22 protein-coding genes are annotated in these 21,756 nt (G+C 64.6%); 11 read left to right on the top strand and 11 right to left on the bottom strand.

Going from position 1 to position 21,756, the window contains the following annotated elements; genetic code table 11:
- Positions 1 to 504 precede the first annotated feature (504 nt).
- Positions 505 to 1,143, bottom strand: coding sequence for a TetR/AcrR family transcriptional regulator (locus tag G455_RS0119645; protein WP_028095254.1), 639 nt, complete (start codon positions 1,141 to 1,143; stop codon positions 505 to 507).
- Positions 1,144 to 1,493: 350 nt separating this feature from the next.
- On the opposite strand from G455_RS0119645, the gene G455_RS0119650 reads away from it, so the two are divergent.
- Positions 1,494 to 2,981 carry an acetyl-CoA hydrolase/transferase family protein gene (locus tag G455_RS0119650; RefSeq protein WP_028095255.1) on the top strand — a complete coding sequence of 496 codons (1,488 nt, stop codon included), beginning with the start codon at positions 1,494 to 1,496 and terminating at the stop codon, positions 2,979 to 2,981.
- Positions 2,982 to 3,055: 74 nt separating this feature from the next.
- Here G455_RS0119650 and G455_RS0119655 read toward each other — a convergent pair whose 3' ends face one another.
- From G455_RS0119655 to G455_RS0119670, 4 genes are all read right to left on the bottom strand, one after another.
- Entirely contained in the window at positions 3,056 to 4,357 is a 1,302-nt protein-coding gene (locus G455_RS0119655; protein ID WP_028095256.1) for a TRAP transporter large permease, read from the bottom strand.
- Positions 4,354 to 4,839 carry a TRAP transporter small permease gene (locus tag G455_RS0119660; RefSeq protein ID WP_028095257.1) on the bottom strand — a complete coding sequence of 162 codons (486 nt, stop codon included), beginning with the start codon at positions 4,837 to 4,839 and terminating at the stop codon, positions 4,354 to 4,356. Before G455_RS0119660 ends, G455_RS0119655 begins: the two co-directional genes overlap by 4 nt.
- An 86-nt stretch (positions 4,840 to 4,925) precedes the next feature.
- The gene (locus tag G455_RS0119665; RefSeq protein WP_028095258.1) at positions 4,926 to 5,960 is read right to left on the bottom strand and encodes a TRAP transporter substrate-binding protein; all 1,035 of its coding nucleotides are present in this window, start codon (positions 5,958 to 5,960) and stop codon (positions 4,926 to 4,928) included.
- 67 nt (positions 5,961 to 6,027) lie between these two features.
- Complete coding sequence (locus G455_RS0119670; RefSeq protein WP_051312643.1) at positions 6,028 to 8,358, bottom strand: cytochrome P450/oxidoreductase; 2,331 nt, start codon at positions 8,356 to 8,358, stop codon at positions 6,028 to 6,030.
- A gap of 171 nt (positions 8,359 to 8,529) precedes the next feature.
- On the opposite strand from G455_RS0119670, the gene G455_RS0119675 reads away from it, so the two are divergent.
- Entirely contained in the window at positions 8,530 to 9,234 is a 705-nt protein-coding gene (locus G455_RS0119675) for an IclR family transcriptional regulator (protein ID WP_028095260.1), read from the top strand.
- Here G455_RS0119675 and G455_RS0119680 read toward each other — a convergent pair.
- The 5 genes from G455_RS0119680 to G455_RS0119700 form a co-directional block, all read right to left on the bottom strand.
- Positions 9,231 to 10,343, bottom strand: a complete 1,113-nt coding sequence (locus tag G455_RS0119680; protein ID WP_051312644.1) for an AbrB family transcriptional regulator — start codon at positions 10,341 to 10,343, stop codon at positions 9,231 to 9,233. The genes G455_RS0119675 and G455_RS0119680 overlap by 4 nt on opposite strands.
- Before the next feature lie 70 nt (positions 10,344 to 10,413).
- The gene (locus G455_RS0119685; protein WP_028095262.1) at positions 10,414 to 10,734 is read right to left on the bottom strand and encodes a YidH family protein; all 321 of its coding nucleotides are present in this window, start codon (positions 10,732 to 10,734) and stop codon (positions 10,414 to 10,416) included.
- Between the two features lie 15 nt (positions 10,735 to 10,749).
- Positions 10,750 to 11,886, bottom strand: coding sequence for an ABC transporter permease (locus G455_RS0119690; RefSeq protein ID WP_028095263.1), 1,137 nt, complete (start codon positions 11,884 to 11,886; stop codon positions 10,750 to 10,752).
- On the bottom strand, positions 11,883 to 12,818 hold the full coding sequence (locus G455_RS24750) for an ABC transporter ATP-binding protein (RefSeq protein WP_051312645.1): 936 nt from the start codon (positions 12,816 to 12,818) through the stop codon (positions 11,883 to 11,885). The genes G455_RS0119690 and G455_RS24750 overlap by 4 nt, the downstream gene beginning before the upstream one ends.
- Entirely contained in the window at positions 12,815 to 13,768 is a 954-nt protein-coding gene (locus G455_RS0119700; RefSeq protein ID WP_028095264.1) for an HlyD family secretion protein, read from the bottom strand. The genes G455_RS24750 and G455_RS0119700 overlap by 4 nt, the downstream gene beginning before the upstream one ends.
- A 311-nt stretch (positions 13,769 to 14,079) precedes the next feature.
- Between G455_RS0119700 and atpD the strand changes: the two genes are divergently transcribed.
- From atpD to G455_RS0119745, 9 genes are read left to right on the top strand one after another with little or no spacing between them, the layout of a single operon-like run.
- A complete protein-coding gene (gene atpD, locus G455_RS24755) occupies positions 14,080 to 15,591 on the top strand; it encodes a F0F1 ATP synthase subunit beta (RefSeq protein WP_084437143.1) in 1,512 nt (503 codons plus the stop codon).
- A complete protein-coding gene (locus tag G455_RS24760; protein ID WP_051312646.1) occupies positions 15,588 to 16,055 on the top strand; it encodes a hypothetical protein in 468 nt (155 codons plus the stop codon). The genes atpD and G455_RS24760 overlap by 4 nt, the downstream gene beginning before the upstream one ends.
- A complete protein-coding gene (locus G455_RS0119715; RefSeq protein ID WP_028095265.1) occupies positions 16,052 to 16,351 on the top strand; it encodes an AtpZ/AtpI family protein in 300 nt (99 codons plus the stop codon). Before G455_RS24760 ends, G455_RS0119715 begins: the two co-directional genes overlap by 4 nt.
- A complete protein-coding gene (locus G455_RS24765; protein WP_051312647.1) occupies positions 16,348 to 16,623 on the top strand; it encodes an ATP synthase subunit I in 276 nt (91 codons plus the stop codon). The genes G455_RS0119715 and G455_RS24765 overlap by 4 nt, the downstream gene beginning before the upstream one ends.
- A complete protein-coding gene (atpB, locus tag G455_RS0119725) occupies positions 16,620 to 17,291 on the top strand; it encodes a F0F1 ATP synthase subunit A (protein WP_229861839.1) in 672 nt (223 codons plus the stop codon). The genes G455_RS24765 and atpB overlap by 4 nt, the downstream gene beginning before the upstream one ends.
- A 24-nt stretch (positions 17,292 to 17,315) precedes the next feature.
- A complete protein-coding gene (locus tag G455_RS0119730; protein WP_028095267.1) occupies positions 17,316 to 17,564 on the top strand; it encodes a F0F1 ATP synthase subunit C in 249 nt (82 codons plus the stop codon).
- Positions 17,565 to 17,568: 4 nt separating this feature from the next.
- Complete coding sequence (locus G455_RS0119735) at positions 17,569 to 18,309, top strand: F0F1 ATP synthase subunit delta (protein WP_028095268.1); 741 nt, start codon at positions 17,569 to 17,571, stop codon at positions 18,307 to 18,309.
- Between the two features lie 4 nt (positions 18,310 to 18,313).
- Positions 18,314 to 19,885 carry a F0F1 ATP synthase subunit alpha gene (locus G455_RS24770; RefSeq protein ID WP_084437144.1) on the top strand — a complete coding sequence of 524 codons (1,572 nt, stop codon included), beginning with the start codon at positions 18,314 to 18,316 and terminating at the stop codon, positions 19,883 to 19,885.
- On the top strand, positions 19,886 to 20,704 hold the full coding sequence (locus G455_RS0119745; RefSeq protein ID WP_028095269.1) for a F0F1 ATP synthase subunit gamma: 819 nt from the start codon (positions 19,886 to 19,888) through the stop codon (positions 20,702 to 20,704).
- Positions 20,705 to 20,720: 16 nt separating this feature from the next.
- Here the strand turns inward: G455_RS0119745 and G455_RS0119750 are convergent, their stop codons facing one another.
- Positions 20,721 to 21,635 carry a LysR family transcriptional regulator gene (locus G455_RS0119750; RefSeq protein WP_028095270.1) on the bottom strand — a complete coding sequence of 305 codons (915 nt, stop codon included), beginning with the start codon at positions 21,633 to 21,635 and terminating at the stop codon, positions 20,721 to 20,723.
- Positions 21,636 to 21,756 lie beyond the last annotated feature (121 nt).

Consider the following 21,756-nt stretch of genomic DNA (forward strand, 5'->3'; position numbering starts at 1 on the left):
CCGGCTCGCGACCGTCGCCATGGCGAACAAGACGGGGCGGATCATGTGGGCGGTGCTGACCAGGAGCGAACCCTACCGCCCGCACACAGCCTGAGACGTAGAGAAACAGCGAGAGAGCAAGACCGACGATGTGATGGTGTACCCTTCAGCCGCAATGATCAGGACGCTCCGCTGAATGTCCCGGGCGCAAATGCCCGCGAAGCAGATAGGAACCTGATCTGCGGATCCCATCAGGGCCAGCGGTGTGAGCCGCGCAAACAGGCCGGACACAAGACCGCTTCTGAAAAGGTACATGAGATCATTTACGACTTGCTATGCGGGAGCCATCCACACAGGTCATTCGAGTAAGGTGCAGCATCTATCACGTTGGACTCGTTTCCGACCTTCGCCGCAAATCTGCTGAATGTTTGCTCGCGAGATGTGATCACAGCCGGGTCAGGAGAGACGTCGGACTATCCTCGGACTGGGGGCGGTTCCGGGTCGTCCTGTTAGTGCCATCTGCGCCTAAGCCCGGGGGCTGGCGGCGGTGAAGGCGCGGCGGAACAGGTCGATATGCTGGTCGGGAAGCGCCTGGCGTTCGGCCTCCGACAGCTCGGGCCAATGGGCCGCGCTCCAGCGGTCGAGCGGTTCGAGGATGCCCATGGCGATATCCGTCATCAGATCGGGCGGCAGGTCGGCCCGCAGGGAACCCAGAGCCTGCCCCCGGGCGATCAGCTTGCGGACCCAGTCTCGGGTGATGTCGAACAGCGGGTTGGTCGCTGAACCCAGGGCCGGGGTATCGCGCAGCTGATAGAACAGTCGTCCGAAGCGGACCATCCAGTCGTTGTGATCGACCAGTGTGATTGCGCGATGGTAATACGCCGCGATTTCGCTCCAATAGGTCTCGGCCGTCAGTTGGTCCGGATCGAAGGGACCGATCTGTCCGAACAGCACCGACAGGGACCGTTCGATCAATCTGGTGAACAGGCCGGCCTTGTCGGCGAAATGATCGGCGAAGGCGGTGGTGCCGATCCCCGACTGGCCGAGAATACGATCAAGTGACGCGCCATCGAATCCCCTGGCTGCGAATTCTTTCGCCGCAGCCTCGAATAGCGCGCTTTGCTGCTCTGGGGGCAGGGCGTCCGGTGGTTCGGGTCTGGTCATGGTCGCCTCCGGTTTTGGTGCTGCTGGTGCGGGCCGCAGGGCCGGTTCTCTGCGTGATTGGCCGCTGTTCGCGGGAACGGGTGCGGAGACAAGACGGCGTGCATCCCGTTTTTTGCATATCTGGTTTGCATATCCATGGAAAGTAATATTCTGCATGTTTATACAGGGCTTTGTGCAACAAAATGTGTGAGAGCGACATTTTGATCCCCTTGGATGACCTCGACACGCCTTTTCATATGTGGGAACAGACTGCCGACGGGCGCGGGGCCTCCTCCCCCACCTGTTCGCAGGCAATACATTGAAGGGCTGCTCTGAGGCGGTTCCTGAACCCAAATGCGAAGGACGTGTCCATGTACGAAGACCGCGTGCGGAATTCCGCACTTCTTGATCGTATCGTCAGCGCCGAAGAGGCCGCCCTGCTGATCAAGGATGGCATGATGGTCGGCATGAGCGGGTTTACCCGTGCAGGCGAGGCCAAGGCGGTGCCGATGGCGCTGGCAGCACGCGCGAAGACGGAACCGTTGCAGATCACGTTGGTCACTGGTGCCTCGTTGGGCAACGATCTGGACAAGACCCTGGCCGAAGCGCATGTGCTGTCGCGCCGGATGCCGTTTCAGGCCGATCCGGCGTTGCGCAAGGCGATCAACGCCGGTGAGGTGATGTTCGTCGATCAGCACCTGTCGGAAACCGTCGAGATGCTGCGCACCCGGCAACTCGGCCCGGTCGATGTGGCTGTGATCGAGGCCGTCGCGATCACCGAACAGGGCGGCATCGTGCCGACCACCTCGGTCGGCAACTCGGCCAGCTTCGCCATCCTGGCGGAAAAGGTGATCGTCGAGATCAACCTGTCGCAATCGACCCAGCTTGAAGGGCTGCACGACATCTATATCCCGACCCATCGCCCGGTGCGCATGCCGATCCCGGTGGTCTCGCCGGAAAGCCGGGTGGGGGTGCCCTTCATCCCGATCGACCCGAACAAGATCGCGGCCATCGTCATCACCGAAAAGCTGGATAGTTCCTCGACCATCCTGCCGCCGGATGACGGCACCCGGGGGATCGCGGGCCATCTGTCCGACTTCCTGCAGCACGAGGTCAAGAAGGGCCGGCTGACCAATTCGCTGCAACCGTTGCAGGCCGGCATCGGCACGATCGCCAACGCGGTGCTGCACGGGTTGATCGACACGCCGTTTCATGACCTCAAGATGTATTCCGAGGTGCTGCAGGATTCGACCTTCGATCTGTTCGACAGCGGCAAGCTGGATTTCGCTTCCGGCTCCTCGATCACCCTGTCGGCGGAAAAGTACAAGGAGGTCTTTCCGAACCTCAACAAGTACAAGTCGCGCCTGATGTTGCGCCCGCAGGAGATTTCCAACCACCCCGAGGTGGTGCGGCGTCTGGGCATCATCGGGATCAACACTGCGCTGGAATTCGACATCTACGGCAACGTCAACTCGACCCACGTGGGCGGGACCAAGATGATGAACGGTATCGGCGGATCGGGCGATTTCGCGCGCAACGGCTATCTGTCGATCTTTGTCACCAAGGCGACGGCGAAGGATGGCAAGATCTCCTCGGTGGTGCCGATGGTCAGCCATGTGGATCACAACGAACATGACGTGGATATTCTGGCCACCGAATTCGGCCTGGCCGATCTGCGCGGGCTGGCGCCGCGGGAACGGGCGCCGCTGATCATCCAGAACTGCTGCGATCCGATCTATCGCGATCAACTGATGGATTACTACAAGCGCGCTGTCGTCCGGGGCGGTCATACCCCGCATGTGATGGAAGAGGCGCTGTCCTGGCATGTGCGCCTGGCCGAAACCGGCACCATGCTGTGACAGGCCCGCAAGGGACGAAACGGAAAGGGGCGCCCGTTGGGGCGCCCCTTTCTCGATCTGGTCCTGGGGCCGGCTCAGAACATCGCGCGCGGCAGCCAGAGCACCAGCGCGGGAAAGGCCACCAACAGGACCAGCCGGGTGAAATCGGCCAGGATGAAGGGCAGGATGCCTTTCACCACGGTAGAGAGCTGCACGTTGCCGGCCGCCGCCTGAACCACGAAGAGGTTCATCCCGATCGGCGGCGTGATCAGCCCGATCTCTGCCACGGTGACGACGACGATGCCGAACCAGACGAGGTTATAGTCAAGCTCCAGCGCCACCGGGGCCAGCAGTGGCACGGTCAGCAAGATCATCGACATCGAATCCATGAAGCAGCCCAGCACCACGTAGAAGATCAGGATCAGCACCATCACCGTCAGCGGGCTGAGGCCCGAGCTCTGGATCTGTTCGATCAGCATCTGCGGCAGACCGGTCTCTTCGAGGAAGACATTGAACAGCGCGGCGCCGATCAGGATGAAGAAGATCATGCCGGTCAACCCTGCGGTCTCGAACACCGAGGAACGCATCGCCTGAAGCGTCAGCCCGCCCGAGGCCAACGCCAGTAGGAAGGCGCCCACCGCGCCGACGGCTGCCGCCTCGGTGGGGGAGAACCAGCCAAGGTAGATGCCGCCGATCACCACCGCGAACAGCAGGACCACCGGCCAGATTTGCCCGAGGAATTTCATCCGGGCGCCCCAGCCCATACGCTCGGCCTTGGGGGCGAGGCTGGGGGTCATCTGCACCCGGATGATGATCGCCAGCGCATAGAGCAGGGCGCCGAGGATGCCGGGGACCAGCGCGCCGATGAAAAGCTGGCCGATCGAGCTTTGGGTCAGAAGGCCATAGACCACCAGCAGCACCGAGGGCGGGATCAGCACGCCCAGCGTGCCGCCGGCCGCCACCGTTGCGGTCGAGAGGGAGGGGTCATAGCCGTGGCGCTTCATCTCGGGCAGGGCGACACGGCCGATGGTGGCGACGGTCGCGAGCGAGCTGCCGCAGATCGCGCCGAAAAAGGCGCTGGCGCCCACCGCCGTCACCGCCAGCCCGCCGCGGCGGTGGCCGATAAAGCTGTTGATCACGTCGAACAGAGACCGCGACAGCCCGGCATGAGAGGCGAAGACGCCCATCATCACGAAAAGCGGGATGACCGAGAAGGAATAGGGAAAGATAGACTCGAAGGGGCTGGAGCCGAGGATATAGGCGGCGCCCATCCAACCGTTCATCCACCAATAGCCGATCACGCCGATGGCGCCCATCGAGATCGCCACCGGCAGGCCGAGCGCGATCAGCCCGAGGGCTGCGAGAAAGCCCAGAAGGCCCAGGGTCGGATCGCTCATGCCTGGGGCTCCTTCTTCAGGCTGTCGGAAAGCTGGATCAGAATGCCGATCAGCGATGCGGCCAGGCCGACCAGCAGCGGATACCAGTACCAGGCCACCGGGATGCCAAGCTGTTGCGACCGGTCGCCGAACATGGTGCGCAGCTTGAAGGTGTCGAAACCGTACCACAGCATCAGCCCGACCAGCACCAGCGCCACCAGCGCGGCCAGAACCTTCAGCGGCGCGGCGGCGGCAGCGGGCAGCATGTTCAGCACGAAATCGACGCTGACATGGGCGGCGGCCTGAAACGCATAGGGCATCACCAGCCAGGCGCCGGCGACGACGAAAAGCTGGACCAGATCGACCACGCCCTCGATCGGCATGCCGAGGTTGCGGCCGACGATATCGGCCACCGTCACCACGGCGGCTGCGGCATAGGCGAGCACGCCGATCACGGCGAGCGTCGACACCAGCCGTCGTGGCAGGGTCTTCAGGGTGTTCACAGCGGTGTTCCTCCTCTTGAACGGAAACCGGCCCGGGTGGTCTTGCCACTCGGGCCGGGCCGGGGCGGGATCAGCGGCTCCTGGCCTTAGTGCGCGGCATCGTATTCCGCGACCTTGGCCTTCATCGTTTCATAGATTTCCTGGGCGTTGTCGACGCCCGAGGCTTTCACCTGCTCGACATATTTCGCCATCATCGGCTGCAGCGCCTCGCGCCAGCGGTCTCGTTCCTCAGGGCTGAGCGTGGTGATCTCGTGGCCGGCGGCAATGGCTTCCTGACGGCCGGGTTCATCCCACTTGTCCCACCAGGGGCCGAACTTCGGCTCAAGCGCGTCGCCCGAATACTTGTCGATGCAGGCCTGCACCTCGGGGCTCAGCTTCTTGTAGGACCGTTCGTTCATCACGAAGAAGAAGGAAACGGTATAGACGCCGGCTTCCAGGTGATACTTCAGCACTTCGTTCAGGCCGAAGGACTTGACCGGATCCCAGGGGAAAACGGTGCCGTCCAGCACGCCGCGCTGGAGGTTCTCGTAAACCTCCCCGGGCGGCAGGCCCTGCGGCGTGGCGCCGAGGTAGGAGAGCATTTCCGACACCGCCGGAGAGGGGGTGCGAATACGCAGATCCTTGAGGTCTTCCATCTTCTCCACCTTCTTGGTGGCGGTATGGATGACGCCGGGGTTATGGGCGAAGAGCCCGAGCACCTTCATGCCTTTGTAGTCGTCGGCCAGTTCGTTCGGCAGCATCGACCACAGCGTATAGGTGGCCGAAGCCGCGCTGTCGGTCAGGAACGGCATGTCGATCAGCGAGGTGCGTGGGAAGCGGCCGCGCGGAATGCCGGTCAGGCCAAGCGCGATGTCGACGACACCGGCCATCACCTGTTCCTGCTGGCGCGCGACGTTGCCCAGTTGGGTGCCGCCCGGGAAGATGTCGAATTCGACCTCACCGCCGGTGCATTCGGTGACTTCCTGCGCCCATGGCACCACGAAATCGGTGTGCAGCCCGTGCACGGTGGGCAGATAGTGGCTGATTTTCAGCTTGGTCTTGGCCTCGGCGCTGACGGCGCCGGAGACGGCAAGAACGGCAGACAGTGCCGCCCCCGCCAAGAGGTTGGGTTTGAGTTTCATCGGTGATCCTCCCTGTCGTGATCCAGTCTTGGGTTGCCTTGGAATAGGTGCCTTGGCCGGGCTGACGTCAGAGCGCCAGCTTGATCCGGCCGCCGTTCTTCGCACGTGAACAGCAGGTCATCATGCGGCGGTTCTCGGCCCGCTCCCCGCGGGTCAGCACCATGTCGCGGTGGTCGATGTCGCCCTCGAGCACGGTGACCTCGCAACTGCCGCAAAGCCCCTCGCAACAGTCAGAGGCGACGTCGATGCCTGCTGCAAGAATGGCGTCGAGCACGGTCTGATCTGCGGCGACCTGAAGCGTCATGCCGGAATCCTTCAGCTCCACCTCGAAGCTATGTTCCTTCTCGGGGTCGAGCCCGGTGTCATGGGCGCTGAAGTGTTCGAAATGGAAGGTGCCTTCCGGCTTGTCGGCGGTCAGGTCTTCCAGCGCGGTGATCATCCGTTCGGGTCCGCAGCAATAGATCTGGCCGCCTTCGGGCAGGGCCGCCACGATGGCCGCCAGATCGGCGCGGCTGCCGTCGTCCTTGCTGTGGACGTGCAGATGATCGCCGTGATCGGCCTCCAGACGGCACAGCAGCGCCATGGTCGCGCGCGACCGGCCGCAATAGTGGATGGCGTAGGGTTTCCCCAGCGCCTTCAGCCGGTCGGCCATGGCGATGATCGGGGTGATGCCGATGCCGCCGGCGATCAGCACATGGGCCGGGGCTTCCTCGTCCAGACGGAAGAGGTTGCTGGGACCGCGCAGGCGCAGCTCCATCCCGTCGCGCACGTGGTCGTGGATATAGCGCGAGCCACCGCGGCCCGCGTCTTCGCGCAGGATGGCGAGGTCATAGCCCGAGGCATCGGCCCGACCGCAGAGCGAATATTTGCGGTCATAGCCGTCCAGCACCAGTTCGACATGGGCGCCGGCGCTCCAACGCGGCAGCGGGCGGCCCTTGGCGTCTTCCAGCGTCAGCCCGACGATGCCCTCGGCCTCTTGCCGCACTTGGGCGACGCGGACCTTGCGGGCGATGTCGCGCCGCGACGGGGCGCCGACCGGGAAATAAAGCTGGTCATGCGCCAGTTCCGGATGTTCGTTCTCGGGGTTCAACGCGGGATCCCATTCGACCCAGACGTGATCGGGGCCGCGGAACGAGGTATTGGGCAGATAGGTGAACGCCTGCTCGGCCAGCCGCAGGTGGGGCAGGCGGCGGGTCATCTCCTCGAGGAAGATGCGCATCTCCATCCGGCCGATGTTCTTGCCCATGCACTGGTGGCTGCCATAGCCGAAAGTCAGGTGGTCGATCGCATTGTCACGATAGATGTCGAACTTGTCGCCATCCTCGAAATGCCGCTCGTCCTGATTGCCCGAGGCCTGCACGATCAGCAGCTTGGCGCCTTCGGGCAGGTCGACATCGCCGACCCGCGCTGGCGCCGTGGTCTGCCGCCGCCAGGCGACGATTGAGCCCGCATAGCGCAGGCATTCCTCGACCGCGTTGGGGATCAGGCTCGGGTCGGCGCAGATGTCATCCCAGGCCTCACGGTTGCTCAGCAGCGTCTTGAACATATTGGCCGAGGCGAGCGAGGTGGTCTCATGCGCCGCCACGATGATCGCCATCATCATCGAATGCACATAGCTGTCGGTGACCACATCGGGCATTTCGGCGTTCTTGCGGATGGTTTCGTGCATCCAGCCGGTGCCCTCGGGCTCCTGCTTCATCTTCTCGATGATCTTGCCGGCATAGGCCCAGAACTGGCCGACGTCATGGGCGATGGCGACCTGCTGGTCGTCGGTGGGCTTGCCCCAGGTATTGACCGAATGCGCCACCGAGAAGGTGCGCAGAACCGCGATCTCGTCCTCCGGCACGCCGAGGAAATGCAGCGCCACGTTCAGCGGCACCTCGTAAAGCATGGCATCGACCAGATCGACCCGGCCCTCGTTGATGAAGGCGTCCATCTTCTCGCGGGTCAGGCGGCGCACCATCTCCTGGTGCTTTTCCAGGTTGGCGGGGATGAAGTGATCCATCAGGGCCCGGCGGCGCTCCATATGCGCCGGCTCGTCCTCGTTCACCATGGTGCGGTTCATCGCATAGCCATAGCCCTTGAGCACTTCCATCGCCTCGGGCGTGGCGGGGGTGATCTTTTCCAGCACATTCCTGGGAGAGAACAGGATGCCGTCCCGGAACACCGCCTTGATGTCTTCGTAGCGGCTGACCACCCAATAGCCCAGCTTCGGGCTGTAGAAGATGGGGAGCTGATCGCGCGACCAGCGCAGCGCCTCGGCTGGATCGAGCTGATAGGGGCCTTCGAAGGCATCGAACGCCTCAGCCATTTGCGTCACCGGACAGCCTGAGGGCGCGGCCCCGTGCATCGGGCAGCCGCTGGGGATCTGTTGCGTCTGTTGTTGGGTCTTTGTCATTGGTCCCTCCTCCCAGCTGACACTTGTTTTACGAATAATGAACAAGTATTGACTGATAATGGATCTACGGTGCATGTTATCCGTCTGTCAATCCCGCTTGCCGGGGCTCTCGCGATTTTGCTAAAGCCGGCGCCGGTCCGGGAAACATGCAAGAAAGGGGAGGAGCCGAAGATGTCGAGCGGCAAGCTTCAGACATTGGATCGCGGGATTGCCCTGCTGATGCAGGTGGCGCGCAGCGGCGGCGGCCTGAAGATCGCCGATCTGGCTGATCAGCTCGGGCTGCATCGGGCGATCGCCTATCGCATCGTGGCCACCCTGGCCGATCACAGCATGGTGACGCGCCTGCCTGACGGGCGGATCGTGCTGGGCAGCGGTGCCATCGTGCTGGGCGTCCATGCCGAAGGCAGCCTGCGCACCATGGCCCGCCCGGTGGTCGAAGAGCTGGCGGCCGAGACAGGGTGTTCCGCCTTCCTGTCGATGGCGCAGGGCGAGGATTGCGTGGCGGTTCTGTCGACGGAACCGCGTGAGGCCTTCCTGAACGTCCATTACCGTGTCGGCACCCGCCACCCGCTTGAGCGCGGTGCCTCGGGGATCGCGATTCTCTCCAGCCGGCCGGAACAGCCGGGAGAATCCGAGGCGATCCGCGCCGCCCGTCGCGATGGCTATGCCATCACCCGGGGAGAGCTGCAGAAGGGGGCCATCGGGATTTCCAGCCCACTGCGGATTTCGACCGAAGGGTTGCAGGGGCCGGGCTTCGAGGGAATGGAATTTTCGGTCGGGGTGGTCGCGCTCGACGATCTGGACATCGAGCGGGTCAGCGCCGCGGTGCGTGCCGCAGCGGCAGCGCTGTCAGAACGGCTCGGCCGGGCCGGTTAGGCGCCGGGTGCGCTTGGGGATTTCCGGGCGAGCCGCTTGCTGATCGCGCTGGCTGCCAGCACGGTGAAGAGAATGCGGAACAGGTGGTGCGCGGTCACCAGGACGGGATCGGCCCCGAGGCTCAGCGCGATCAGGCTCATTTCGGTTACCCCGCCGGGGGAGAAGCTGATCAGAAGCGTCTCCAGCGGGATCGGCACCAGACGGGTCAGCAGCAGCGACAGGCCACCTCCCAGCGCCAGCATCGCCGAGACCGAGATCAGCGCGAGGCCAAAGCCCTTTGCTATATGCCTGAAGGTCGAGCGCGCGAACATCGTTCCCAGTCCGGCGCCGACCACGAGCTGGGCCACTGCCAGCAACGGACCGGGCCCGTTGACGTCCCAAAGGCCGGTGCCCTGCAGTACCGCTGAGACCAGCATGGGCCCGACGATCGTCCAGGCCGGCAGCGACAGCCTGCGGCCCAGCCACATTCCCAGCGGCACGATCACCAGGAAAGACAGCCAGTCGGCCAGATCGGCGGGTGCGTGCTCCAGGCTCAGGCCGGCGGCACTGCCCACCGCATGGCCGGTCCAGAGCGTCAGCAGGGCAGGAACGCTCACCACCACCGCGACAATGCGCATGAACTGTTGCAGGCTCAGGATTTCGACATTGCCGCCGGCCTGTTCACCAAGACTGACCGCCTCGATCAGCCCGCCGGGCAGGGCGGAATAAAGCGCGGTGGGCCGGTCATAGCCGCCCAGTCGGCGGAATATCGCGAAGTTCAAACTCCAGGCGGCGGTGATGAACAGGCTCATCACCAGAAAGGACAGGGCCAGGCTGGGAGCCAGCGCCCAAAGCGAGGGGGAGAAGCTGCTGCCGATCATGGCGCCGATGACGCCGATGAAGGCGGCCCGGAAATTCATCGGGAACCACAGTCGCCGTCCCATCCGGGCATAGAGGAAAAGCGACAGTGCCGCGCTGGCGGTCAGGCTGCCCAGCAGGTTGGGGATTGGTAGCCCCAGATGCCGCGCGGCCCAGGCCCCGATCGCGGCAAGTGCCAGGATCAGCCCCAACTGGCCGAGTTTCTTTGCGATGTCGACAGGCCGCGCCGGCGGCAGGGAAAGCGGAGTCATAGGCGCATCAATACGATTTGGCGGGCGGGCGTCCAGTCGCATCGGCCTGGATGCGGCCGGACGAGGGCAATCAGCTTACATGCAGGGCAAAGCTTGCCAAAAGGGCGAACAGCGCTGCCACCAATGCCAGCAGCAGGGCACCGGCGCCTTCGCTTTCGTCATCGCTCGCCTCGTTGGAATTGATCGCCCGGCGTAGTGCCCTCATCCGCAGATAGGCGATCAGAACCACCAGGGCACCGGCGGCCAGAAGTGCCACGTCCGACCAGACCGGGGCCGGCACCGGGCTGAGCTTGCCGGCGCCGAGGCCGAAACCGACGATGGCGATCACCGTTCTGACCCAGGCCAGAAAGGTGCGTTCATTGGCGGAATGATCCGAATATTTGGCGATCACCGCGCGATCCTCCCCTCAGTCCAGCGTGCGACGGAAGCGTATCAGCGCGATCAGTGCGAAGACCAGCACGAAGGCCCCCATGGCAAAAAGCGGCGTGCTCACATCAGCGAGACCGGCGCCCTTCAGCATCACCGCCCGGACCAGGCGCAGGAAATGGGTCAGTGGCAGGGCTTCGCCGATCCCCTGGGCCCAACTCGGCATGCCGCGATAGGGAAACATGAAGCCCGACAGCAGCATCGAGGGCAGGAAGAAGAAGAAGGTCAGTTGCATCGCTTGCATCTGGGTGCGCGCGAAGGTCGAGATCGTGTAGCCCAGCAGCACCAGCGCCAGTACAAAGAGCAGCACACCCCAGAGCAGCAGCGGCAGCGAGCCGACGAAGGGCACGTCGAACAGGCCCTTGGCTGCGACCAGCACCACCAGCACCTGCACCGCGCCCACCCCGAAGAAGGGCAGCACCTTGCCCAGCATGATCTCCAAGGGTGTCGCCGGCATCGCCAGCAGGTTCTCCATCGTGCCGCGCTCCATCTCGCGGGTCAGTGCGATCGAGGTCATCATCACCATGGTCATCTGCAAGATCACCCCCAGCAGGCCGGGAACGATATTGTATTGGGTGATGCCCTCGGGGTTGTAGCGGCGGTGCACGATCACCTGCAACTGGCCGCGCTGGGCGGCCTCGGCCTGCGCTTCGGCGTGGCGTTCATGCAGCAGCGCCTGCGAGGCCACCGTGCTGAGGGTCGAGACCGCGCCTGAGGCGACGGACGGGTCGGTGGCGTCGGCTTCGATCAGGATGCGCGGCTCGTCCTCGCGCTCGACCCGGGCGCCGAAGTCGGACGGAATGGTGACGATGAAGGACACCGCGCCACGGGCCATCAGCGCATCCGCCTCGGGCGCGGTCACATTGGGGTGGGTGAAGTGGTAATAGCCCGTCATCTCGAGCGCTGTGACGATGGCGCGGGTATAGCGGTCCTGGCCGGGGGCGACCAATGCGGCGGGCAGATGCTTGGGGTCGGTGTTGATGGCAAAGCCGAACATCACCAGCAGCATCAAGGGGATCCCCAGCATCATCGCGAAGGTCACCCGGTCGCGCTTCATCTGGATGGTTTCCTTGCGCAGCAGGGCGGCAAGGCGGGACAGCGAAAGGCGCAGGGTCATGATCGCCCCCCGTCCGAGGGCGCCGAGGTGTCGGTGCCGATGAACCGGATGAAGGCGTCCTCAAGGCTGGTCTCGGCCGGTGCCGCCTGGCTTCCCCCGGCTGCAGCCGCCGATCGGACCGCCTGTTCCAGTGCCACCGGATCGCGCCCGACCACATGCAGTTTCAGCCCGAAGGCCGCAACCTGATCGACCGCCGGCGCGTCTTCGAGCAGGGCCTCTGCCCTGGGAATGTCGCCGCCCTCGATCACCCAGGTGGTCAGCCCGGCTTTCTCGATCACCTCCTCGACGGTGCCGGAGACCACCAGCGTGCCATAGGATATATAGTTGATCCGATGGCAGCGTTCGGCCTCGTCCATATAGTGGGTCGAGACCAGCACGGTCAGCCCGTCGGCGGCGAGCGCGTGGATCTCCTGCCAGAACTCGCGTCGTGCCTGCGGGTCGACACCGGCGGTGGGTTCGTCCAGCAACAGCAGGCGCGGCCGGTGCATCACGCAGGAGGCCAGCGCCAGCCGTTGTTTCCAGCCGCCCGACAGCATGCCGGCCAGTTGGTGGCGCCGTCCGCTCAGCCCCAGCGCGGCGAGCGTGTCGCGCACATGATCCTTGGCCGGTGTCAGACCGTAGAGCCCGGCGACGAACTGCAGGTTTTCCTCGATCGTCAGATCCTCGTAGAGCGAAAACCGCTGGGTCATATAGCCGATCTCGCGCTTGATACGGGCGGCGTTCTTCAGGTCGTGGCCCAGCACGGTGCCGTGCCCCTCATCGGGGGTCAGCAAGCCGCAGATCACCCGCATGGTAGTGGTCTTGCCCGATCCGTTGGGGCCGAGGAACCCGGCGATCTCTCCGGTTTCGACCCGCATGGTCACATGGTTCACCGCGATCCGGTCGCCGAAGCGTTTGACGATGTCGTGGACGTCGATCGCCGGATCGGTCACGGCTTGGGCTCCAGCGCGACATCGACGATCTGGCCCGGCTGGATCGAGGGCGTGCCCGCCTCGGGGCGCGCCTCGATGAGGTAGACCAGCTTTTGCCGGTTATCGAGGGAGTAGATCACCGGCGGGGTGAATTCGGGAGCGTCCGAAACATAGGAGACGCGCGCCACCATGCCGGGCTCGCAACCGTCGCAATTGACCGTGAGGCGACTGCCGACCTTGATCGATGAGATTTCCGTTTCCGGCACATAAACCCTGAGCAGCACCCCGCCATCGGGCAGGAAGGACAGCACCGGCGCCTGCGGTCCGGCAATCTCGCCGGTACGGCGGAGGATTTCGGTGACCTTGCCGGCCGCGGGGGCAGTCAGGGTGCGTTTGCTTAATTGCCAGGCGGCGGATTCGCGGGCGGCGCGGGCCTCGGCCACGGCGGCCTCGGCGGCGGCGATCACATCGGGGCGCGCCGGCAGCCGGGCGACGGCCAGGCTGGCTTCGGTTTCTGCAACCTTGGCGCGGGCGACGTCCAGCGCTGTTGCCGCCGCGTCCATCTGGGATTTCGGCGTGGTGTTGCGCTGGTAGAGGTTCTTCTGACGCTCAGCCTCGCGCGCGGCCTCGACCGCCTCGGCCTTGGCCGAGGCAAGCTCGGCCTCGATCACATGGATCTCCTCGTCCCGCTTGGGCAGTTTCAGGTCGGCCAGCTCATTCTCGGCCCGGGCCAGTGCCGCCTCGGCCTGTGCCAGGGCGATGGTCGCGTCGCGTTTCTCCATTTCGACCAGCAGATCGCCGGCGGCGACCCGATCGCCGCGTCTGATTGGCAAATCCTCGATCTGGGCGGTGGCAACCGGGGCGATCAGAAGGTATTCACCTTCGACATACCCGGTGGCGAAGGACGCGGGATCGGCGCAGGCGCCGAACAGGGTGCCGATCAACGGCAGGGAGCAAAGGAGGCCGGACATGGTCTGTCCTTTCCGTAGGATGCGTTTTCATAATCCTGATAGTGCGAAGTTTATATGCAAAATGTCCGCTGCTCACGAAAGCTTAATAATCTTTGAGAAAATTCAGGCCGTAATCCCATGGCCAGAGGGGATTTTATCGGCAATAGTCGCGGTAGGGGGCGGCGCGCCGAAAGGGAAAACGGATCTGGAAGCGCGACGCGACCGAAGGGAACAAGGGCCCTGGCACAGCGGACGATGCTTTTGTCGGGTACAACCGAAACGCGAGCCGGGGGCGATTTGCGTTCAGCCTCCGGACAGGTCGGAGACCTGCGATGAATGCGGCGGAAAAAAAGGTGGTTTCCGAAAGTACCGGGGCGGAAGCCTCTGCGGAGGCCGTGACATTCCCAAAGGGCGAAATCATCAAAGTTTCCGGCGCGGTGGTGGATGTACGTTTCCCGAAGGGGGCGCTGCCCGAGATCAATTCCGCGCTGACGGTGCTCTGGGATGGGGGCTATACCCTGACGCTGGAGGTGCAGCAGCACAGCGATGAGGAAACCGTGCGCTGCGTCGCGATCCAGGAAACCGCCGGGCTCGCCTGCGGGACCGAGGCCGAGAATACCGGCATGCCGATCCAGGTGCCGGTCGGTAAGGGGGTGATGGGGCGGCTGCTGAACGTGGTGGGCGAGCCGATCGATCAGATGGGCGATCTGCCCCCGGACACGCCGCGCCGGCCGATCCATCGGGCCGCCCCCAAGCTGACCGACCAGACCGCGGGGAGCGAGCTGTTCCTGTCCGGCATCAAGGTGATCGACCTGTTGGCGCCCCTGTCGCGCGGCGGCAAGGCGGCGATGTTCGGCGGCGCCGGGGTGGGCAAGACGGTCCTGATCATGGAGCTGATCCGTTCGGTCGCCGACCGCTACAAGGGGATTTCGGTTTTCGCCGGGGTTGGGGAACGGTCGCGTGAGGGTCATGAACTCTGGCAGGACCTGAAACATTCGGGGGTGATCGACCGCACCATCCTGGTGTTCGGACAGATGAACGAACCGCCCGGTGCGCGCTGGCGGGTGGCGCTGAGCGCGCTGTCGGTTGCCGAACATTTCCGTGACGAGATGGGGCAGGACGTATTGTTCCTGATCGACAACGTGTTCCGTTTCGTGCAGGCCGGGTCCGAGGTGTCCGGCCTCCTGGGGCGTCTGCCGTCGCGGGTGGGCTATCAGCCGACACTCGCGACCGAGATCGCCGAGCTGCAGGAACGGATCGCCTCGGTCCGCTCTGCCGCCGTCACCTCGATCCAGGCGGTCTATGTGCCGGCCGATGATTTCACCGATCCGGCGGTGGCGGCCACCTTCACCCATCTCGACAGCGCCATCGTGCTGAGCCGCGACATGGCGAGCGAGGGGCTCTATCCGGCGGTCGATCCGCTGGCCTCCAGCTCGACCCTGCTGGACCCGGCGATCGTCGGTCAGCGCCACTATGATACTGCCGAAGAGGTGCGCCGGCTAATCGAGCAATATCGCGAGTTGCAGGAGATCATCTCTCTTCTCGGGGTCGAGGAATTGAGTGCCAACGATCGCCAGGCGGTCGGACGGGCGCGGCGGCTGATCCGGTTCCTGACCCAGCCCTTCGGGGTGACGGCGCAATTCACCGGGCGCGCCGGCGCTTCGGTCACGCTGGAGGATACGCTGACGGGCTGCGAGGCGATCCTGAACGGTGAGGCCGACGACTGGGCCGAGGATTCGCTCTATATGATCGGCACCATCGAGGATGCCCGCGCCAAGGAAGAGGCCGCCCGGGCCGCGACACCCGGGGACGCCCCGACAGGCACCGAAGGGGGCGCGACGTGAGACTGATCGTGACCACGCCCACCTCGGTCGTAGCGACGGTCGAGGATGTCGCCCACATCCGGGCGGAGGACGCCTCCGGAGCCTTTGGCATCCTGCCGGGGCATGCGGATTTCGTCACCGTGCTGCCGACATCGGTGGTCACCTGGCGCGACAAGGCCGGGGCCGAGAGCTTCGTGGTGGTGCGTGGTGGTGTTCTCACGGTGAGCGATGGCACCTTGACCGAGATCGCGGCGCGCGGGGCAACCAGCGATCACGACCTTGCCACCCTGGGCGAGGAGGCGCTGAAGCAGCTCGAGCAATCGGAAGAGACCGAGGATGAAAGCTGGACTGCCGACACCCGTCTGCATCTGGCTGCGATGCGGCAAATCGAACGGATGCTGCTGGCGCAGCGTGGGGTCGATACGCCGTTGCCGCGTCTGGATCAGGGGACCCGGGGCGGTCATGGACAGGGGGCGGTGGAATGAGCACCCCGTCTCCGGATCCCCGGCGTGAGGATCATGAAGAGATCACCGAGGCGGTGAAGCTGCGGCAGGAACGCCGGGACCGCTGGACGCGCGAGGGCGAACGACCGATCTGGAAGAACATGTCGATGTTCGGTGCGCTGGGCTGGTTGATCGTGATCCCCACCCTGATTGGGGTCTTCGCCGGCCGCTGGCTTGACGACAAGCTGGGCAGTGGCATCACCCTGACTGGGGCGTTGACCTTTCTGGGCGCTTGCCTGGGGTTTTATCTGGCCTGGAAGAGGATGAATCAGGAATGACCCTGCCGGAACTGCCTCAAATCGTGATCTGGCTGGCCGCCGGAGCCATGCTCGGCGCCTTCTATTTCTGGTTGCTGGGGCTGAGCGTTGCGGCCTTCAGCCAGGACGGTGGCCGCGGTCGCGCGTTTCTCTTTATCGTGTTGCGGCTGGCGGTGGCCGTGGCGGTGATGACGTTGGCTGCCCTGCAGGGCACCGGGCCGTTGTTGCTGACACTGGCCGGCTTCGTCGTCATCCGGACCCTGGCGGTCTGGCGCGCAAGGGGGGCCGAATGATGGAAGCCGATCCGCTCGCCGTTGAAATCCTGTTTCATATTGGCCCAGTCCCGATTGCCCGGCAGGTGGTGACCACCTGGGTGATCATGGCGGTGATGGTGATTTTCCTGCGCGTCTTCCTGCGCAATCCCGCGCGGGATGCCGGCCCGGTGCAGGCGGCGCTGGAAATCGTGGTGATGGCCATCGTCAGCCAGTTGCGCGAGGTGCTGAACCGCGATCCCTGGCGCTATGTGCCGCTGCTGGGCTCGCTCTTCCTGTTCCTGGCGATCGCCAATCTCTCGGCCATCCTACCAGGGGTGCAGTCGCCCACCGGCCATATTGAAACTCCGGCGGCGTTGGCTCTGATCGTCTTCTTTTCGGTGCATTTCTATGGCTTCAGCGTGCGCGGTGTCGGCCCCTATCTGCGCCATTACGTGCAGCCGACGCCGTTTCTGCTGCCGTTGAACCTGCTGTCCGAGATTACGCGGATTTTTTCTCTGATGATCCGGTTGTTCGGCAATATGATGAGCCACGAGTTCATCATCGCCATTCTTTTGCTGCTCGCTGGCCTGCTGTTGCCGATCCCCTTCCTGTTGCTCGGGGTGCTGATCGGACTGATCCAGGCTTACATTTTTACCATTCTGGCAAGCGTCTATATCGCCGCTGCGGTCGGAGCCGCAGAGGTGTGAGCAAGACGTGAGAGAGGGAACGACATGGATCATATCGTAGAAGTCGTAAGTGTTCTTGGGGCGGCTTTCGCCGTCGGTGTCGGCGCCATCGGCCCGGCGTTGGGCGAAGGCCGGGCCGTGGCCGCAGCGATGGATGCGATCGCACGCCAGCCCGAGGCCTCGGGGACGGTGTCGCGCACGCTCTTTGTCGGTCTCGCGATGATCGAGACCATGGCGATCTACTGTCTGGTGATCGCGCTGCTGCTGCTTTACGCCAACCCCTTCGTCAGCTGACCCCATGCATATTGATTGGTGGACGCTGGCGTTTCAGGTGATCAACTTCCTGGTCGTCGTCTGGCTGCTCAGCCGTCTGCTGTTCCGCCCGATCCGCAGTGTCATCGAGGAGCGAGAGGAAGCTGACCGCAAGGCAGCCGAGGCGGCACAGGCCAAGGAAGATGCGGCCAAGGCGATTCAGCAGGAATACGAAGGGCGGATCGCCGCCATCGCCGACAAGCAGCGCCAGGAAGAGGCGGAGTTGCACAAGCAGATGTCGGCCGAGCGTGAGGCACTGCTGAAAAAGGCGCATGACGAGGCCGAGGCGTTGCTGGCCCGGTCCCGTGCTGAAATCGCAGCCGAGCGCAGCCAGACGGTTGAGGACTTGCGCGCCGAGATCGGCGGGCTGGCCAGCGAACTGGCGCAAAAGGCGCTGGGAGCGCCAGATATCCTTGGCCCGGGGGCCGCGCTGGCGCAGGCGCGCGCCCATCTGACCGGGCTGAAGGGAACTGATCTGCGGGATTTGCAGGCCGATCTGGCGGTCGAGGGAGCAGAGATCACCGTGGTCAGCGCCACCGAGCTGCCAGAGGCGGAGCAGAGCGGCTGGCAAGCCGCGCTGTGCGACCGGTTCGGCAATGGGATCACCCTGGGGTTTGCAACCGATCCTGCGCTGATCGGCGGGGCAGAGCTGCGGTTTCCCCATGCGGTACTGAGGTTCTCGGTCGCGGCGCGGCTGGCGCAGGCGGTCACGGATTTGAAAGGGTAATCCTATGGCGACGATGAAGGACGCGGCGGAAGACTGGCTGAACACGGCCCGGACCCGGGTGGACGCGGCCGACGTGAGCCCTGATCTGGAACGCACCGGCCGGGTCGAGGAGGTTGGCGATGGGGTTGCCCATATTTCCGGCCTGCCACATACCCGGCTGAACGAACTGGTCCGTTTCGAAGATGGCACCATCGGACTGGCACTGATGGTCAGCGAGGCCGGCCACGGTTGCGTGCTGCTGTCGGACGCAGGTGGAATTTCCGCCGGCACCACGGTCACGGGGACAGGGGCGGTCGCCAGCGTTCCGGTGGGGGAGGCGCTTTTGGGCCGGGCCATCTCTGCCATTGGCACCCCGATGGACGGGGGGGCCGAGATCAAGGCGGAACGCTCAGATCCGATCGAACGCCCGGCGCCCGGCATCGTCGATCGTGATCTGGTGACCGAACCCCTGTTGACCGGCATCACCGTAATCGACGCGATGATCCCGCTGGGCCGTGGCCAGCGCCAGTTGATCGTCGGGGATCGCAAGACCGGCAAGACCACGGTGGCCATCGACACGATCATCAACCAGAGCAAGGGCGATGTGATCTGCGTCTATGCCGCCATCGGTCAGAAGGCCTCGACCGTCAACCGGGTGATCGAGGCGGTGCGCGATCATGGCAATATCGACCGCTGCGTCTTTGTCGTCGGCACCGCTGACGCGGCGCCCGGCGCCCAGTGGATCACCCCCTATGCCGCCTGCACCATCGCGGAATATTTCCGCGACAAGGGGCAGCACGCGCTGCTGATCCTCGACGATCTCAGCAAGCACGCCGAAGTCTATCGGCAACTCTCGCTGCTGTTGCACAAGCCGCCGGGGCGGGAGGCCTATCCGGGCGATGTTTTCTATCTGCACGCGCGGTTGCTGGAGCGGGCGGCGAAACTGTCGAAGGAAAACGGCAGTGGATCGCTGACCGCCCTGCCGGTGGCAGAGACCCTGGCAGGAAACCTGACCGCCTATATCCCGACCAACCTGATCTCGATCACCGACGGGCAGATCTATCTGGAGCCGAAGCTGTTCTATGAGGGGCAGAAGCCGGCGGTGAACGTCGGGATGAGCGTGTCGCGGGTGGGCGGCGCCACCCAGGCCAAGGCGATCAAGTCTTTGGCGGATTCGCTCAAGCTCGATTACGCGCAGTTCCTGGAGCTTGAGGTCTTCACCCGTTTCGGTGCCATGGTGGATGCGCGGACTCAGAAGAAGATCGACCACGGCCGCCGGCTGCGGGCGATTCTGGGGCAGAACGAATATGCGCCTTTGCCCCTGTCTTTGCAGGTGACGCTGTTGCTGGCGGTCTCTGAAGGCAAGCTCGATACCCTGCCGCTTGGCGATATGCCGAAGCTGCGCGGGATGATTGCAGACCGTTTGCCGAAGGAGCGGCCGCGCGCCGCCGCCTCGATCGACGAAAGCGGCGAATTGTCGGATGAGGCCCGCAAGGCGTTGAACGAGTTGATCGACCTTTGCCTGGCCGATCTGAAACCGGCGGCGGCGGACGATGCGGACGGGGCCCCCAATCAGCCGACGGGGGAGGGTAGCTGAGTGGAGGAACTCTCCCGCATTCAGGCCCGGCTCGATAGTCTCGGCGATCTTGACGAACTCGTGGGGGCGTTGCGGTCGATGGCCGCGTCGCGCTCCCGCGAGGCGACGGAAGCCTTCGCGGGCACCCGTGCCTATTGCGATATCGTCGAACGCGCGATCGACGAGATTGCACCGCTGGTGCGTGATCCCGGTGATTTTGGCACCGGGGAGGAGCGGGTGCTTCTGGTCATCACCTCGGAAAACGGCTTTGTCGGCGGGTTCAACGCCAGGCTGATCGAGTGCATGGTGACCGAGCGGCGGCAGGACGAGACGTTGATCATCGTCGGGCGGCGGGGCCGGGTGACCGCGATGGAACATGCGGCGACAGCGGATTTCGGCTTTTCGATGTGCACCCATGTGGCCGGTGTCACCGGTCTGGCCCGGCGGATCGCGGCGAGGTTGTCGAATGTGGCAGCCGCCCGCATTCTCTATGCCCAGCATCGCACCGGGGCCAGTTTCGACGTCGACGTCGAAGATGTGCTGCCGCTCAGCCGGCCGGATGGCCCGGCGGCGGCCCCGCCGTTGTTCCAGTTGCCTCCCCCCGATCTGATGCGGAGCCTGGCGGGGGAATATCTGTTCGCCAAGATCGCCCATGCGCTGATGGAAAGCCTGGCGAGCGAGAACAGCGCCCGGCTGACCGCGATGGACGCCGCGTCGCGCAACATCGGCCACAAGCTGGAAACCCTGCACCGCGACGAACGCGCCGCCCGGCAGGAGAAGACGACCAACGACATGATCGAGGTCGTCACCGGTGCCCAGGCGGTGGGCGGGACGTTCTGACCCTTGCGGGTATCGTTCAGCCGGTGATCATCTCTTCGGGACGGAATTGTGATGCCACATTGAAGAACAGATCGACCAGCGGATTGGTCTCGTCCGACAGGGCGAAGACCACCTCGTCCACTCGGGAGCGGAACTCCGGCACCGTCAGCCTCTGCACCACGTCCGAGCGATAGGTGCCATAGCGCCACATGAAACCCACGCCGATCCCTACTGCCACCGCCTCGTAAACCGCATCTCGGGTGTCTGCGATCAGCCGCGGTTCGGGGTTGAGGCCGGCGTGGCGAAAGCCGCGGTCGACCAGCTTCTGTGTCGACGACCCGGGAGAGCGGAACACCAGCGGGCTTGCCGCGAGCTCGGCCAGCGTGACCTTGTCGCGCCGCGCCATCGCAGTGCCGGGAGAGGTGATGGCGACGACCTCCTGGCTCAACACCGGGGCGCGGCGAAACCGGGGATCGGGCGGCAGATCGGGCAGAACCGCGACATCGACCTCACGCCGGGACAGTGCCGCCATGATGTCCTGATGTGAACCGCTGTCGACGGTGACGGTCAGCGTCGGGTGTTGCGTTAAGACCCGGCCGACGATGGCGATCCCGGGCATGGAATTGCCCAGACCCACCCGCAGCCGGTGCTTGCCCGAGGGACCGCGCCGCGACAGCACCCGCGCCGCATCGCGCTCGGCGGCCTGGATGCGGTTGCCGATGTCGCAAAGCTCAAGACAGGCGGGTGTCGGGCGCAGCACCCCGCGCACCCGGTCGAACAGATGAATCTCATGCGCGCGCTCCAGATCGCGGATCTGCTGGGCGACGGCGGAATGCGACACCCCGATTCGGCGGGCGGCGGCAGAGAATGATCCCTCTTCCGCCACGGCGGTCAGCGCGCGCAAACGCGAAAGGGTGAGGCCCGAGGGCAGGTCTGAAAGGGATGCTGTCATGATCCGACGCATTAGCTTTCGGACGTAACGGTGCGGTTACAGAAGGCGCCGATACCGCCTGCATTGGCGCCCGGACCCGACCCGGCGCCGTATTGACAGAGAAATACCGATCAAGACGACG

Source organism: Pseudodonghicola xiamenensis DSM 18339 (assembly GCF_000429365.1).
GTDB lineage: Bacteria > Pseudomonadota > Alphaproteobacteria > Rhodobacterales > Rhodobacteraceae > Pseudodonghicola > Pseudodonghicola xiamenensis.